We start from the raw sequence: 14,333 nt of genomic DNA, 5'->3' as shown, positions 1-14,333 counted from the left end.
CGGATTCGCCCGACCGCGATTCGGGAAAGACTCTCGAACATGGAGAGTCACCTCACCATCCTGCTTCCGATCGCCGCCGTCTGGCTGGCCGCCGGCGTTGTCGCCGACGGGCTTCCCCGGCTACGTAACACCCGCATGCTGCGCCGGCGTACCGGATGGTTGCTGGTGCTGTCTCTCATCGGCGTGGCGCTCACCGCGGCCGTGGTCGGTGGCGGTCTGCTCAGTGCCGGCACCGCGCCCGTCGACCGGGCCGCCGCCGGGCTCACCCTGGCCGCCGGTCCGGCGCTGGTGGCGACGGTCTGCTCCCTACGGCGGATCCGCCGGCTGCGGGCCGGAGCGGGCGCGTTCGCCAACGCCCCCGGCACGCCCGCACCCCACGGGCTGCGCGCCGCCGCGGCCCACCCACTCGTCGGCCTGCCACTACAGGTGACCGCCCTGGCCACGGTGCCGGCGGTGATCGAGGCGGTCGGCACCGACCTCGGCGCCAACCCGGGGGTCACCGGGCCGGCGATCACCGTGGGCGCGCTCGCGGTGATCGCCATCGGAGTCCGGCACGCGCTGCGGCACAGCCGGTTCGCCGAGCGGGCACAGCCCGCCGTTCCGCGATCAGCGCGGACGGCCGGCCCCCTGCACGTATAGCAACTCCAGGATCGCCCTGGTCGCCTCGAACCAGCGGTCCAGCCACTCCGACGGCGGCAGGCTGCCCTTCGGCGGCAACTCCATCAGCAGGCCGCGAAGCAGCGGATGGTCGGCCAGCGACCCGCGGGGCTCCATCGGCCAGCCGGTGGGCGGAAACGACGGCTCGACGAGTGGGTTCGTGTCCAGCGAGGGCAGCGAGAGCGGCATGTCCGCCGACTCGGAGGCCGACGGGTCCCGCCCACTCATCTCCTGGTCGGTCGACACCACCTCGGTCAGTACGCTGTCCCGACGCGCTCCGCGGTACTTGCCACCGAACCGCTCCGGTTTACCCGGACCGCTGGTGAGATTGTCTGACCCGATCGTCGTCATCCGTCTCGCCTACCTCGCTCGGTTGCCGGTCGGTGCGACGGGTCGTCGACCTGCGCCGTACCGACCAGTTCAACGAGACGGGCGGCCTGTGGCGACGGGAATCCCGGCGGAACCTCGCCGACCGCCCCCACCCGCCCGGCCCTCCCCGGACACGGCAAGGCCCTCGTCCGGATCCGAATCCGGACGAGGGCCTCAGTTGACCACTCGGTCAGACCGCGCCGAACGCACCGCCTCGGGTGCCGCCGACGAAGGCGTGCCAGTCACTCGGTGCGAAAACCAGGGCCGGGCCTGTCTTGTCCTTCGAGTCCCGCACTCCGACCGCCCCCGTCACGTACGCCACCTCCACGCAGTTGTCACAGTTCGGCCCGCTCTTCGAGCTCTTGAACCATGCTGCCTGCGTCAGGTCCACGGGGAACCTTTTGGTCGCCATTTCCACAACGGCTCCTCTGCCAGTTTTGCGATGTGTGCGACGGACTCCTCTGGACGTATGGCCGCAGCGCGGATGTGATCGAAGATGAAGCTGTACTTCTGCAGTTCGTCGCTCTTCTCGAGGAAAAGCCCACCCGTGGCGTTCTCCGCGTACACAACATCAGGATCACCGGGCTCAGGGAAGCTGAGGATCGTGAAGGTGCCGTCCATGCCGGCATGCGCGCCCACCTCGAAGGGGAGGATCTGCAACGTCACGTTCGGCAACTCGGCCACCTCGACCAACCGCTTGAGTTGGCCACGCATCACCTCGTCCCCGCCTACCGGCCGACGTACCACCGCCTCATCGAGTACCACCCACAGATCGACCGGATCGTCCTGGGTCAATAACGACTGACGGCCCAGACGGACACGCACCCTCTGGTGCACCTGATCGGCGGTGAAGTCTGGCCGAGCCGCGCGGATCATCGCTCCGGCGTACTCCTCGGTCTCCAGAAGACCCGGTACGACCTGCTGTTCGTACGCCCGGATCGAACTCGCCGCCGCCTCCAGCCCGACGTACGCGCCGACGAGCACCGTGCTGTACGGATGCCACCAACCTTTTTGTCGGGCCTCCCGGGCGATCTGCACCAGCTCGTCGCTCTCGGCACCGACCACCCCGTAGATCCGCAGCATGTCCCGGACGTCGCGAGGGGTGGCGGTGGTGTGCCCGGTCTCGATCCGGGAGACCTTCGACGCCGAGCACTCCAACTGCTCGGCAACCATCTCGATGGTGATCCCGGCGGACTCCCGCTGGCGCCGCAGCTCGGCACCGAGCCGGCGCCTTCTGATGGTGGGACTGCGCCGCTCACTCATCGCGCAACCCGTGAGTCGCTGATCCCCGCGGCTGGCTGCTCGGCCCCACTCGGGCTACCTCCGGTCGACGCGCCACTGGCTGACACCCGCCGGGGGGCGCGACCTTCGTCCGGCGAACGTTCGCGACGAAGGGGGTGGTGCCGGTCCTCGGCCGGCCGCGACGGGCGAAACCGGCTCCCAGTGTGCCGCCCGTACGCGGAAGGCTTCAATAGGCCTTTCGCGGGACTCGCTCACGTATCGGCAAAAGTCGACGTGCAACTTGCATGCAGCACGTCCCTGATGCACTCTGTCCGTATGGCACGGGTTACTCAGCGTCTCGATCCGCTCCCTCGCAGTGGTGAACCCACCGAGGCGGGGAAGCCCGACGCGGCGCGGACCCGGCCGGCACAACCGAGACGTGCTCCGGGGTAATGACCCCGCCGCTGCAAGCCGGCAAGCTGCGGCGGCGGGCGCGGTTCCCGGAAGCATCCGGGTGATGGTCGGGTGGCGGCACGCCACCAGCGAGGTACGGCCCGGCCACCACCATCCGCACCACCGGTTCACGAGGCACGACCCCGTCACCGGCCGAGACGTCCCCCGACCAGGCACCGCCGGCACAGTTGCCGGCCATCCTCCCCAGGAGCCCATGTGCTTCCCCGCACCGGTGACGTACTGCTCGTGACTCGCGCGGCGAGTGTCCAGTTCCTCAAGCCCATCAAGTTCCGGGTGATCCGGGTGCTGGACTGGCCCACCTACGACGGTTGGCTCTGGCTCGACGGCTATGAGCTGAACGCCGCGGGCGACGCGGTCAACCGACGATCGATCTTCGTCCAGCGCAACGGGCTGGAGCAACTACAGGCCGCCCCCGAGCCCCGCCCGCACACCGTACGGGCCCGGCGACCGGTCACCCGTACCCCGCTCCGGGTCGGCTGACCGACCCGATCCACCGACGGTGGGCGTGCCGTCGCCATAGAATTGGTACGCCCACCCCGGCACCGTTCCACCCGCGCGTCCAGGACCCTGACCCTGGGATGGTCATGGTCAATCAGCCCGCCCTGCGGCGGCACCACCGCTCCCGTATCGCCTATGCATGTGGACTGCTCGTCCTCCTCGGGGCGATGGTCACAGCCCTGGTCCTGGTCCGCGACCCGGCGTTGTCGTCCACCCGGCTGACCGCACCGGTGCCCGCACCGGAGATCACCGTGGTCGACGACCACCCACCGACGGAAGACGGTCCACCGGCAGCCGGGGACTCCGGCCGGACCGGCGCGGATGCCCCGGGCAGCCATGCCGGCGTCACCGGTTCGACCGGGTCGGTGGCCGGCCGTGGGGCCGGCAGCCAGTCCGACGACCGTCCGCAGGTCAACGAAGCGGCTCCGGCCGGGCGCATCGCGGCGGACACCCGCCGCTCCCTGTTCTGGTCCGGGATCTTCGGCCTCGCCATCGCACTGGCCGGCCTCGGCCTGGTCGGCACCCGCCGGCGAATGTGGTGACCATCGGTCAGGGCGTGCTCGTCACCGTCGGGCTCGGCGCAGTCGGGCTCGGCACGGTCGGAGTCACCCCGGTCGAGGGCCGGGCCTGGGAGATGATCAACAGCACCTCGTCGTCGGTCGACACCGGCGTACCCGTTCCCGGCTCGGTGCCCACCACAGTCCCAGGCGGCAGCTCCGAGGACCGGTACACCACCTGGTAGGCAAGGCCGAGCCGGCCCAGTAACCCCTCGGCGGTCGCCTGCGGCAGGCCGGCGAGCGGCGGCACCGGCACCTGCACCGGCGCGCTGGTGGCTGGCGGGCTGCTCGGTGCCTCGCTCGTTGGCGCGGCCGAGGTGGGGGATGCGCTGGTCGGCGCGGCACTTGTGGCACTGGCCGACGGGGTGGGGTCTGGGTCGTCCCGGTCGTCATTCTGCTTGGCGAGCACCAACCAGAGCGCACCGCCGAGCAGGCCGGCGAGCAGCAGCGCGAGAACACCCCACAGGATCGGCAGCCACCACCGCCGGCCGCCCTGCTCCTCGACGTACCACTCCCCGGCGGCCTCATCCGGCCGGGGCGGCCGGACCTCGGCCCGCCCGGCCCACGACGGCGCGGTCGACCGCTCCGCAGGCAGCCGCGTCGTCTGATCGTCCGGCACGCCCGGTCCGTCCGGTATACCGGAAGTAGCCGGCGGGATCGGCATGGTCGGACTGGCCGGCGTGGTCGGACTGGCCGGCGTACCCGGGCTGGGCGGCGCGGTGGCGGCGGCACGGTCGATCGGCATCGTCTGGTCTGGCGACCCGGTGGGACGAGCCGGGACCGTCCGGTCGATAGGCGTCGTCTCGTCCGGCTCGCCGGTCGGCCGGGTCGGTTGCGGTGGCTCCGCCCGATCGGCGGGCGGTGGCAGTGGGCGGGTCCGGTCGTCCTCGTACTCGCCGGCGGGAGGCTCCTGGCGGTCGTCGCTCATCGCACGTCCTTTCCCGAACCGGACGGGCGGCATGGCCCGCGACCGTCAACCTAGTCGCCCAACCTGCCATCGGTGGGGATCAGCGTGCCGTGCCACGCCGTTCGCGGGCACGTCGCTCCGCCTCCGGCTGGTCGACGATCGGCGCACGGGGTCCAGCTCAGGGAGTGGGTTTCGCCGGCGGTTGTTCGGGGGCGCCCGCCCCGCACCAGATGCTGACCTCGTCGTTCCACCGGGCCGAGCCGTCCTCGACCGGCTCCTGCCGGGCGACCTTTCCATTGCGACCGCTGATGTAACGCGGGTAGAGACCCTCGTCGATCAGCTCGTCGACGGCCTTGGCGCAGTCCTTGCCGACCACGTCCGGCACCTCGGCCGCTGGCGCTGGCCCCGTCACCTGAAGTTGCACGGTCGTGCCCCGGGCAACCTCGGTGCCCACGGCGGGTACGGCGCTCTCGACAGTGCCACCGGCTCCGCCGCCGAAGACCAGCCGCCAGCCCAGCCGATGGTCGCGCAGCATGTCCCGGGCCTGCTCGAACTCGACGCCGATCACCGGTGGCACGGTCAGGCCGGTGCCCTTGGTCGCGGCGGCGGAGGTCCGGACAGCCGACGGCGTGGCCCGACCGGTGCTCGGCCGAGCCGAGGTGGCCCGGCTGCTCGGCGGGTTGGTCGTGGTCGCGACGGCCAGCGGGTCCCCCGGGGATTCCTCGCCGTCGCCGGCAAGTAGCCAACCGCCGGTCGCGCCGATCGCGGCGAGCAGCACAACGGCCAACCCACCACCCAGCCACATACTGGCCCGGCTCGCACCGCCGCCTGCGGCATCCTGCGGGTTCGTGCTCGTGTCCGTCATACCGTCCACCGCCTCATCACCGGCGACCGTACCGCCCGCCGCCCAATCCGCCGCACCGACGGTCGGTCCACACCGGCGGGTCGTTGCGACTCGCCGCGCCGACGACGGGACGTTACGCTGCCCGGCATGGCCAGACAGGGCTGGGGAGTGTCGATCGCGACCGCGATCGGGGTCGCTGCCGGCGCGGGTGCCGCGCAACTGGGCTTCGGCTACGGTCTCGGCGTCATCACCTGGACGCCAAGCGATGCCGGCGCCAGCGACACGGCCTGGGCCGACGGCCTCGCCTGGGCCACATGGCTCGCCGCCAGCTCGACGGTCCTCGGTGCGGTCTGCGCGCAGCGGCTCCACCAGCGAGGCGGCGCACCGGTGACAGCCACGCCGCCGGTGACAGCCACGCCGCCGGTGACCGGCCCGGCAGCGGCCGAGGATTCCGATCCGGCGACCGCCGTGGATGCACCTGCCGCCGACCGGCCCGACCCGGAGTCGACGGGCACCCGATCGCCGCAGGTGGCCGAGGTGCCGCCCGCCGACCGGGCCGGCCTGCTGCGGCGGGTGGTCCTGGCGCTCGGCGCCGGGATCGGCGGGCTGGTCACCGTGCTGCTGATCGCCGTTCCCGCGCGGGTCGCCACCGGCGCCGACACCGGGGCACCGCAACGGACCGCCGCCGTGCAGGCGATGCTGGGCATCCTGATCGGCGTGGTCGTCGCCGGCTGGGCGCTTCGCTCCCGGGCCGCCGCGATCAACGTGACCGCGACGGCCGCCTGGCTCTGGCTGCTCGCGGTGGTCTCGGTGATCGACGGGGTACGCGTCGGACGAGGGCTGACCGGAGCCCAACTCGGCACCTGGCAGCTGGATCCAGACCACCCGCGGTACTGGATCTCCGACCAGCTCTACTGGCCCGGCGCGCTGTTGGCTCTCGTGCCGGCGCTGCTGATCGGCGTGCTGGCCGCTCGGCGGACGGCCCGGTCGGCCGGGCACCGCGTCGGGGCCGCAGCCTCCGGGGCCGCTGGTCCGGTGCTCGTCGCGCTCGCCTACCTGACCACCCTGCCGCACTGGTCGACGCTGGGTCCCGCGCAGCTCTCCACCCAACTGATCGCCCCGTACGCGGTGATCGCCGGGATCGGCGGCTCCGTACTCGCCGCTGTCCTCGCCGATCGCGCCGAGCGGAGTCGCGCGGCCCACCGGAGCACCTCAGCCGCAGCCCCGGAACCCGAGCCGCACCCGGCAGTTCAGGCCGACTCGACGCAGATCACCGTCGACGGGCCGACCCCTCGGACCGATCCGGCTCCGAACGCCGAACCCGACTCCGAGCTGTCGACTTCCCGCTCGTCCATCGCCACGGCGGGCCGACGTGGCAGGACCGACGCCGCCGCACCGGGTGCGGATGCAGCGCCAGGTGCGGATGCCACGCCGAGGGTGCCCGCGCCGAGGGTGCCCGCGCCGCGCACCGAACCATCCGTCTCCGCCCCGGCAGAGGATCCAACACCAAGCGCCCGCCGCACCCGCGCAACTCGCCGCTCCACCCGCCCCACCTCCGACTAACCCACCCACCCCCGCTCGCCCGCGCCCGGCCTCCCACCCCTCGCCGCCGCGTTGACCATGAGGTTGTTGCCGTCCGGCACGGCGTGTCGCGCCAATAACCTCATGATCGATGGGGCTCTGGGGTGGTGGGGGCGGCGGTGGGGGGTTAGGGGACCGGCCAGGTGTGGACGGGTTCGTTGGCGCGCTGGAGTTCCGCGTAGCGCTGGACCATGTGGTGCAGCGCGGCCGCCCGGTCCATGCCGTGCCGCCGCTCCGCCGCCCACACCGCCTCGGTCTGCCAGACGGCACCGTTGCGGCCGGTGCGGCAGCGTTGCTCGATGATGCCGAGCAGCCGGTCCCGCTGCGCCGGGGAGACGCCGAAGCCGTCCAGGCCGGCCGCGGCGGTGGGCAGCAACTGCTCCAGCACCAACTTGGTGACCGGTACGTCGCCGAGCCCGGGCCAGTGCAGCACGGCGTCGAGGCCACGTCGGGCGGCGGCTTGGAAGTTCTCCTCGGCGGAGCTGAAGGTGAGTTGGCTCCAGATCGGGCGGTCCGCCTCGGCCAGACCCCGCGCCAGCCCGAAGTAGAAGGCCGCGTTGGCGAGCATGTCCACCACCGACGGGCCGGCCGGCAACACCCGGTTCTCCACCCGTAGGTGCGGCCGGCCGTTCATGATGTCGTAGACCGGGCGGTTCCACCGGTAGACCGTGCCGTTGTGCAGCCTCAACTCCCCGAGTTGCGGGACGCCACCGGCGTGCAGCACCTCCACCGGGTCCTCGTCCTCGCAGATCGGCAGCAGCGGCGGGAAGTACCTGACGTTCTCCTCGAAGAGATCGAAGATCGAGGTGATCCACCGTTCGCCGAACCACACCCGGGGCCGTACGCCCTGGGCCTTGAGCTCGTCGGGACGTGTGTCGGTGGCCTGCTGGAACAGGGCGATCCGGGTTTCGGCCCACAGTTGGCGCCCGTACAGGTAGGGGCTGTTCGCTCCGATCGCCACCTGGACCCCGGCGATGGCCTGGGAGGCGTTCCAGTAGTCGGCGAAGCTGTCCGGTGCGACCTGGAGGTGGAACTGGAGGCTGGTGCAGGCAGCCTCGGGGGCGATCGAGTCGGTGTGCGTCCGTAGCTGCTCGACGCCGCGGATGTCCAGCTCGATGTCCTCGCCTCGGGCACCGACGATCTGGTCGTTGAGCACCCGATAGCGCTCGTTTGTGGAGAGATTGTCCTCGACCAGGTGCCCCTCGGTGAGGGTGGGCAGGATGCCGACCAGGACGATCTTCGCGTCGGACTTGGCCGCGCGTTCGTCGGCCCTGGAGAGGCTGCCGCGCAGGTCGTGCTCGTAGTCGGCGAAGCCGGTGCCCTCGATCAGTCGGGGTTCGGCGTTGAGTTCCAGGTTGAACTGCCCCAGCTCGGTCTGGAACAGCGGGTCGGCGATGTCGGCGAGGATCTCCTCGTTGCGCATCGCCGGCTCGGCCGCCGAGTCGACCAGGTTGAGCTCGATCTCCAGGCCGGTCATCGGCCGGTCGGCGTCGAACCCGAAGTCGTCCAGCATGAGGGCGAAGACGTCCAGGCAGCGCCGTACCTTCTGCCGGTAGCGGACGCGATCATCCCGGGTGAAGGCGCCCTGTGCGACGTCCCTGCCCATGTGTCCTCCCGACAGCCGGCGCGGTCGGGATTCGTCCGTCCCGGAAAGCGCATTGTGAACCCTCCACGGTAAGAGCGCCCACCTGACCGGAGCCAGAGGCCGATGGCGGTGATCCGACATCGACCGGAGCGGGCGCGCTCGTGGCGCCATCTGTACCCCGTTCGCGAGCGACCGGACGCGATGGCGGCGCGAGCCGCTCGTGACAAATACCACGACATCGGCGTCGGAGGTGGAGACGACACCGGGCCCACGCCGACGTGCGGCGTGGGCCCGGTGTACCGGTGCTGCGGGGACGATCAGGCCTGGCGGACGGCCTCGCCCTCGATCTCAATCTTGATCTTGCGGCTGACCAGCACGCCCCCGGTCTCCAGGGCGACGTTCCAGGTCAGGCCGAATTCCTCGCGGTCGATCTCGGTGCTCGCGGAGAAACCGAAGATGTCCTGACCGAACGGGCTACGGCCGACACCCTCGAACTCCACCTCCAGCTCGACCGGCCGGGTGACGCCCTTGATGCTCAGCTCACCGGTGAGCACGAACTCGCTGCCACTGCGGGACTTGACCCCGGTGCTGCGGAACTCGAGCGTCGGGAACTTCTCGGCGTCCAGGAACTCGGGGCTGCGCAGGTGTGCGTCCCGGTCGGTCTGGGTGGTGTCGATGCTGGCCGCCTGGATGGTCGCGACGACCGAGGTCTGCAGCGGGTCCTCGGCGATGGTGATGGTGGCGGTCGCGTCCTTGAACTCACCGCGAACCTTGCTCACCATCATGTGCCGGGCCACGAAGCCCACCCGCTTGTGCGCCACGTCGAGGACGTAGGTGCCAGCCGCCGGGATGGTGAGGCCGTCCCATTCGCGGGTAACGGCATCGATGCTGCTGGTCATGCTGCTGTCCTCCAGGAGATTGTTTAGTAGCCCAACGACTGCTGGAGCAAATATAACCCCAACAATATTCCTCCTGTCAAGTACTGCTAGGATTAACGAGTGACCAACGTCTTCGACGATCCCCGGATCACCGCCGTCGGCCTGCTCTTCGAGGCACACGCCGGGCTGTCAGCCCGGTTCAACGCTCAACTGGAGGAGCACGGCCTGTCCTCGGTCGAGTTCGAGGTCATCACCCGACTGGCCCGCTCGCCGGGCAACCAACTACGCATGACCGACCTCGCCGCGCAGACCTCGTTGTCGACGAGCGGCGTGACCCGTGTGGTGGACCGGATGGAACGTGACGGGTTGCTCACCCGGCGGGCCTGCCCGAACGACAGGCGCAGCTCGTACGCGGTGGTCACCGCCGCCGGGATGCAACGGCTGAACGAAACGCTACCCGGGCATCTGCAGATGATCGAGCAGTGGTTCACCGGCCAACTCGACCCGGAGGCGCTGACGGCCCTGCTCGACGGGCTGCGCCGGGTACGCGACGCCGCGCACCCGTGCGCCACCGCCGGCAGCGACGACGTCAGCCCCGAGCAGGAGTCCGCCGCCACCCAGCCCTGAGCACCGGTTTTCCGCACCGGCAGAAAGACCGGCAGAACTGAGCCAGCCAAGCCGAAGAATTCCAGCTAATCCGACTTTTCGCGCTGCTGGCGGTGGCAGGCTTCCTGCACCGGGGATCACCGGGGGGTGAGGGCGCGGGCGAACAGCGAGGGGTAGCACCAAGGGGGCTCTTCGTCCGCGCCACTCTCCCCGCCCGCGCACGGGCACCTACGGTGCTTCCGGCCCACTACGGGCGGCCGTCAGCGCGTAGAGCAGTCCCGACTCCTGCGGCAGCAGCCGAATGCCACTCTCCTCACAGACCCGTCCGAGCCGCTCCAGGACCGCCGGGTCCGCGGTGCTCGCAGCCAGTCCCACAAGCGCCTCCACCACGTCTCGGCGCTCCTGACCTTTGGCGTCGGCGGCCGCGGCGAACCACTCGGCGGCCAGCTCCCGGTCACCGCGGTGCAGCGCCAGGTTCCCTTCGATCAACGCACCGAGCCCCACCTCCGGCCCGCCCGCGGACAGCGCCGCCTCCCCCGAGCGTTGCCTCGGCACCACGACCCGGCGGGCCGGCGCTCGCGGCGATTCGGCCGCCACCGCCTCGGCGGCCCCCGCGCGCAGCTCGGTGAGCACCTCTGTCGCTTCCGCGGCACGCCCGTCCTGAGCGAGCGCCAACCCGATCTTTCCGAGCACCCGGCGACGGCGTCTCGGATCACCCAGCTCGGACAACGCCGCGAGCGCCCGCCGGCCCTGGTCGACGGCGTCCGCGTACCAGCCCTCCAGGCGGGCGACCTCGGCTCGATTGGCCCAGGCCAGCACCCGAAGGCGCTGCTCCCCACTCTCCGCGGCGAGCCGGTCCACCGCGGCGAGCCTGCGACGGGCGGCGGCCAGGTCGCCGGCCCGGATCTCGTGCCAGGCGAGACTGTTCTGGGCCACCGCCAGATCCCGGGTACGTCCATTACGGGCGGCCAACCGCAGCGCCGTCTCGGCCTGCTGGCGAGCTTCGTCCTGCCCGCCGACGGAGATCAGCAAGGTGCCGAGGATGTTTCGCGCCTCCAGCTCCCCGGTGACGTCGCCGGCCTGTCGGAAGATGTCCAACGCCGTACGCGCCGTCGACAGTTCCTCGGCGCCCGCGCCGTGCTCGGCCGCGAGCTGGGCAACCCCGAGCGCGGCCCAGCCACGCAGGATCGGATCGGCATCGGCGGTCCGAGGGTCCGCCAGCAACCGCCGCAGCCACTGCCGCCCGGCGACGTCGCGCCCACGGAACCGCCACCAGCGGGTCAGGCACGCCGCCAGCCGCAGCGCGGTGAGCGGGTCGTCCGTGGTCGCGTGGGCCAGCGACGAGTTGATGTCACTGCTCATCTCGTCCAGCCGGTGCACCGCGTCGGGCAGTCGGGGACCGATCAGGTCGCCCGCGATCCGCGCCACCAGGCGCGCGATCACCTCGGCGTGCCGACGTCGGATGCAGGTCAGCTCACCCGCGCCGGCCGCCTGCTCGATGGCGTAGTCGCGGACCGCGTCGAGCAGCCGGAACCGGAACGGCCCGGTGCCGCGGACGCCCAGCAACCCCAGCTCGACGAGCCGGTCCAGCAGTGGAACCGGGTCGATCGCCACCGTGCCGTCCCGGTCGGCCTTGTCGCCGAGCATCTCCTCGGCCAACTCCACCGACCAGCGGTCGCCGAACACGGCGAGCTGCCGCAGCGCTGCCCGCTCGTCGGGTGCCAGCAATCGGTAGCTGGTCGCCACCGCGTCGCGCAGGGTGACCGACACCGCCGCCGCCGAGCCGAGGTGGACCACCGGATCGGCGGGAGTGGCGAGGTCGAGCACGCGGTCGCCGTACCGGTCCAGCAGCTCGGTGAGGTCGAGCAGTCGCCCTCGGGCGGCCATCAGCTCGATGGCCAGCGGCAGCCCTCCCAGCCGGCGGACCAGCGCGACAAGGGCGGGCAACTCGTCCGGAGTGGGCGGCTCCCGGCGCACCTGAGCCAGTCGGGTGGTGAACAACGCGACCGCCGGCCACGATTCGAGCGTGGCCGCTCCAGCGCGTCCGGCGCCCGGTGGCGGCACGTCGAGCGGCGCGACCGGCCAGACCCTCTCGCCGGGCAGTCCGACCGGATGCCGCCCGGTGACCAGCACCCGCAGTGACGGCACCGCACCGATCAGCCGGTGCAGCGTCGTGGCCACCGGGTCCGGCGCATGCTCCACCGCGTCCAGCACCAGCAGCGCCGGCTGTCCGGCGAGCCGGGCCACAAGCTCCGGCAGCCGTGCCGCGCCCAGTACGGCCATCGCGGCGGCGAACACGTCCGGCCCGTCCGAGCCCTCAGCGACAAGCACTCCGGCCACACCGCCCGGGTGGGCGACGGCCACCAGATGCGCCACCGCCGTTGCCAGCGCGGTCTTGCCGACCCCGGCCAACCCGACCAGGCTCACCAACCGAGGCCCGCGCTCCGCGGTCAGCATCTCGGCCAGCTCGGTGAGGTCGCGATCCCGGCCGACAAGCGCGACCGGCGGCGGGAGGATGGCCGGCGGGTTGGTGGAGAGCGACTGGGACGTCGTCCGGTCGCCGGTCCCGAGCGCCGTCGGGGTGGCGTCTGGCCGGGGTGACTCGGCACCGGAGTGCCCGCGGGCGGCGGCCAGGAACGCCGCCCGGCTGGCGCCGGTCAGCGCCAACGCCGTGGCGAGCAACTCGACAGTGGTGCGTTGCGGCCGGACCGACCGGCCACGCTCCAGGTCGCGCACCGTCCGCACGCCCACCCCGGCCCGGGAGGCCAGCTCGGCCTGGGTCAGGCCGGCGGCGCGTCGATGCCCGCGGAGCAGCTCCGGCAGGGGGGTACGACCAGCCGGGCTCCGTGACCCTTCATGATCCGGAGTCATGGCCACGAAGAGTACGGATGAACTACGACCGTCGGCAGCCGAACGTCGGGCTGCCGACGCCCGTTCGCCGATAATCCGACAGCCCTACGGGCACCCTTGCCGGGCCGATCGGTAGGGCTACGCGGCGGACCCTCAGAGACCCAGGTCGCGAGCGATGATCATTCGTTGCACCTCGCTGGTGCCCTCGCCGATTTCCAGGATCTTGGAGTCCCGCCAGAAGCGGGCCACCGGGTACTCGTTCATGAAGCCGTAGCCGCCGTGGATCTGGGTGGCCTCCCGGGCGTTGTCCACGGCGATCGTGCTGGCGTGCAGCTTGGCGATGGCGGCCTGCCGCTTGAACGGCTCGCCGGCGAGCATCCGCGCGGCGGCGTCGTAGTACGCCAGGCGAGCGGTGTGCGCCTTCAGCTCCATGTCGGCGATCTTGAACTGGATCGCCTGGTTGGCGCCGATCGGCTGACCGAAGGCGTGCCGCTCCTTCGCATACTTGATCGACTCGTCGACGCAGCCCTGCGCGAGGCCGACGGCCAGCGCGGCGATGGCGATCCGGCCCTCGTCGAGGATTCGCAGGAACTGGGCGAAGCCCCGGCCCCGCTCGCCGAGCAGGTTGGCGGCCGGTACCCGGCAGTCGTCGAACGTCAGCTCGTGGGTGTCCGAGGCCGTCCAACCCACCTTCGAGTAGCCCGGCGCCACGGTGAACCCGGGCGTGCCGGTCGGCACGATGATCGTCGACAGCTCCTTGGAGCCGTCCGGGTTCGTGCCGGTCACCGCGGTGACGGTCACCATGGCCGTGATGTCGGTGCCCGAGTTGGTGATGAACGCCTTCGAGCCGTTGATCACCCACTCGTCGCCGTCCAGCACGGCCCGCGTCTGGGTGCCGGCGGCGTCCGAGCCGGTGCCCGGTTCGGTGAGCCCGAACCCGGCCAACGCCTCGCCGCTGAGTAGCTTGGGCAGCCAGGTCGCCTTCTGCTCCGCGGTGCCGAAGCGGTAGATCGGCATCGCACCCAGCGAGACCGCAGCCTCCAGCGTGATGGCGACACTGGAGTCGATCCGGGCCAACTCCTCCAGGGCCAGGCAGAGCGCGAAGTAGTCGCCGCCCATGCCGCCGTGCTCCTCGCCGAAGGGCAGGCCGAACAGGCCCATCTTGCCCATCTGCCGGACCACCTCGTACGGGAACGTGTGCTGCTCGTAGTGCTCGGCGATGACCGGGGCGACCACCTGGCGCGCGAAGTCCCGCACGCTCTCGCGCAGCGCCGCTTGTTCGTCGGTGAGCCGGAAGTCCATCTCA

Annotated in this window: 14 protein-coding genes; 5 read left to right on the top strand and 9 right to left on the bottom strand. The window is 71.5% G+C overall.

The window, feature by feature from the left end:
• The first annotated feature begins 39 nt into the window (after positions 1-39).
• Complete coding sequence (locus AB0C25_RS29510) at positions 40-639, top strand: hypothetical protein (protein ID WP_357377348.1); 600 nt, start codon at positions 40-42, stop codon at positions 637-639.
• On the opposite strand, the gene AB0C25_RS29505 is transcribed toward AB0C25_RS29510, so the two are convergent.
• The 3 genes from AB0C25_RS29505 to AB0C25_RS29495 form a co-directional block, all read right to left on the bottom strand.
• Positions 607-1,008, bottom strand: a complete 402-nt coding sequence (locus AB0C25_RS29505) for a hypothetical protein (RefSeq protein ID WP_357377347.1) — start codon at positions 1,006-1,008, stop codon at positions 607-609. The genes AB0C25_RS29510 and AB0C25_RS29505 overlap by 33 nt on opposite strands.
• 208 nt (positions 1,009-1,216) lie before the next feature.
• Positions 1,217-1,438, bottom strand: coding sequence for a DUF397 domain-containing protein (locus AB0C25_RS29500; protein ID WP_357377346.1), 222 nt, complete (start codon positions 1,436-1,438; stop codon positions 1,217-1,219).
• Positions 1,408-2,289 carry a helix-turn-helix transcriptional regulator gene (locus tag AB0C25_RS29495; protein ID WP_357243174.1) on the bottom strand — a complete coding sequence of 294 codons (882 nt, stop codon included), beginning with the start codon at positions 2,287-2,289 and terminating at the stop codon, positions 1,408-1,410. The genes AB0C25_RS29500 and AB0C25_RS29495 overlap by 31 nt, the downstream gene beginning before the upstream one ends.
• Positions 2,290-2,916: 627 nt before the next feature.
• On the opposite strand from AB0C25_RS29495, the gene AB0C25_RS29490 reads away from it, so the two are divergent.
• Together AB0C25_RS29490 and AB0C25_RS29485 are read left to right on the top strand one after the other, a co-directional pair.
• Entirely contained in the window at positions 2,917-3,201 is a 285-nt protein-coding gene (locus tag AB0C25_RS29490; RefSeq protein ID WP_357377345.1) for a hypothetical protein, read from the top strand.
• A gap of 104 nt (positions 3,202-3,305) precedes the next feature.
• Complete coding sequence (locus tag AB0C25_RS29485; protein ID WP_357377344.1) at positions 3,306-3,761, top strand: hypothetical protein; 456 nt, start codon at positions 3,306-3,308, stop codon at positions 3,759-3,761.
• A 7-nt stretch (positions 3,762-3,768) separates the two neighbouring features.
• Here the strand turns inward: AB0C25_RS29485 and AB0C25_RS29480 are convergent, their stop codons facing one another.
• On the bottom strand, positions 3,769-4,704 hold the full coding sequence (locus AB0C25_RS29480) for a PASTA domain-containing protein (protein ID WP_357377343.1): 936 nt from the start codon (positions 4,702-4,704) through the stop codon (positions 3,769-3,771).
• 157 nt (positions 4,705-4,861) lie between these two features.
• Positions 4,862-5,548 (bottom strand): PASTA domain-containing protein, encoded by a 687-nt coding sequence (locus AB0C25_RS29475; protein ID WP_357377342.1) that lies wholly within the window; start codon positions 5,546-5,548, stop codon positions 4,862-4,864.
• A gap of 126 nt (positions 5,549-5,674) precedes the next feature.
• On the opposite strand from AB0C25_RS29475, the gene AB0C25_RS29470 reads away from it, so the two are divergent.
• On the top strand, positions 5,675-7,090 hold the full coding sequence (locus AB0C25_RS29470; protein WP_357377341.1) for a hypothetical protein: 1,416 nt from the start codon (positions 5,675-5,677) through the stop codon (positions 7,088-7,090).
• Positions 7,091-7,235: 145 nt separating this feature from the next.
• Here AB0C25_RS29470 and AB0C25_RS29465 read toward each other — a convergent pair whose 3' ends face one another.
• On the bottom strand, positions 7,236-8,714 hold the full coding sequence (locus AB0C25_RS29465; protein WP_357377340.1) for a glutamate--cysteine ligase: 1,479 nt from the start codon (positions 8,712-8,714) through the stop codon (positions 7,236-7,238).
• Positions 8,715-9,010: 296 nt separating this feature from the next.
• Positions 9,011-9,592, bottom strand: coding sequence for a YceI family protein (locus AB0C25_RS29460; protein ID WP_357377339.1), 582 nt, complete (start codon positions 9,590-9,592; stop codon positions 9,011-9,013).
• Between the two features lie 99 nt (positions 9,593-9,691).
• Between AB0C25_RS29460 and AB0C25_RS29455 the strand changes: the two genes are divergently transcribed.
• Positions 9,692-10,198 carry a MarR family transcriptional regulator gene (locus tag AB0C25_RS29455; RefSeq protein WP_357243149.1) on the top strand — a complete coding sequence of 169 codons (507 nt, stop codon included), beginning with the start codon at positions 9,692-9,694 and terminating at the stop codon, positions 10,196-10,198.
• Positions 10,199-10,405: 207 nt separating this feature from the next.
• Here AB0C25_RS29455 and AB0C25_RS29450 read toward each other — a convergent pair whose 3' ends face one another.
• A complete protein-coding gene (locus AB0C25_RS29450; RefSeq protein ID WP_357377338.1) occupies positions 10,406-13,048 on the bottom strand; it encodes a helix-turn-helix domain-containing protein in 2,643 nt (880 codons plus the stop codon).
• A 132-nt stretch (positions 13,049-13,180) separates the two neighbouring features.
• Positions 13,181-14,329, bottom strand: a complete 1,149-nt coding sequence (locus AB0C25_RS29445; RefSeq protein WP_357377337.1) for an acyl-CoA dehydrogenase family protein — start codon at positions 14,327-14,329, stop codon at positions 13,181-13,183.
• Between the last annotated feature and the right edge of the window lie 4 nt (positions 14,330-14,333).

Origin of the sequence: Micromonospora sp. NPDC048839 (assembly GCF_040649915.1) — a bacterium.
In the GTDB taxonomy this organism is placed as follows: Bacteria; Actinomycetota; Actinomycetes; order Mycobacteriales; family Micromonosporaceae; genus Micromonospora.
This window is presented reverse-complemented; position numbering and strand designations above follow the sequence as displayed.

What these genes read in the sequence shown, in the direction of transcription:
- AB0C25_RS29510 (WP_357377348.1), top strand. Translation starts at nt 40, where the DNA reads ATGGAGAGTCACCTCACCATCCTGCTTCCGATCGCCGCCGTCTGGCTG.
- AB0C25_RS29470 (WP_357377341.1), top strand. Translation starts at nt 5,675, where the DNA reads ATGGCCAGACAGGGCTGGGGAGTGTCGATCGCGACCGCGATCGGGGTC.
- AB0C25_RS29505 (WP_357377347.1), bottom strand. Translation starts at nt 1,008, where the DNA reads ATGACGACGATCGGGTCAGACAATCTCACCAGCGGTCCGGGTAAACCG.
- AB0C25_RS29500 (WP_357377346.1), bottom strand. Translation starts at nt 1,438, where the DNA reads ATGGCGACCAAAAGGTTCCCCGTGGACCTGACGCAGGCAGCATGGTTC.
- AB0C25_RS29445 (WP_357377337.1), bottom strand. Translation starts at nt 14,329, where the DNA reads ATGGACTTCCGGCTCACCGACGAACAAGCGGCGCTGCGCGAGAGCGTG.
- AB0C25_RS29475 (WP_357377342.1), bottom strand. Translation starts at nt 5,548, where the DNA reads ATGACGGACACGAGCACGAACCCGCAGGATGCCGCAGGCGGCGGTGCG.
- AB0C25_RS29485 (WP_357377344.1), top strand. Translation starts at nt 3,306, where the DNA reads ATGGTCAATCAGCCCGCCCTGCGGCGGCACCACCGCTCCCGTATCGCC.
- AB0C25_RS29465 (WP_357377340.1), bottom strand. Translation starts at nt 8,714, where the DNA reads ATGGGCAGGGACGTCGCACAGGGCGCCTTCACCCGGGATGATCGCGTC.
- AB0C25_RS29480 (WP_357377343.1), bottom strand. Translation starts at nt 4,704, where the DNA reads ATGAGCGACGACCGCCAGGAGCCTCCCGCCGGCGAGTACGAGGACGAC.
- AB0C25_RS29495 (WP_357243174.1), bottom strand. Translation starts at nt 2,289, where the DNA reads ATGAGTGAGCGGCGCAGTCCCACCATCAGAAGGCGCCGGCTCGGTGCC.
- AB0C25_RS29450 (WP_357377338.1), bottom strand. Translation starts at nt 13,048, where the DNA reads ATGACTCCGGATCATGAAGGGTCACGGAGCCCGGCTGGTCGTACCCCC.
- AB0C25_RS29460 (WP_357377339.1), bottom strand. Translation starts at nt 9,592, where the DNA reads ATGACCAGCAGCATCGATGCCGTTACCCGCGAATGGGACGGCCTCACC.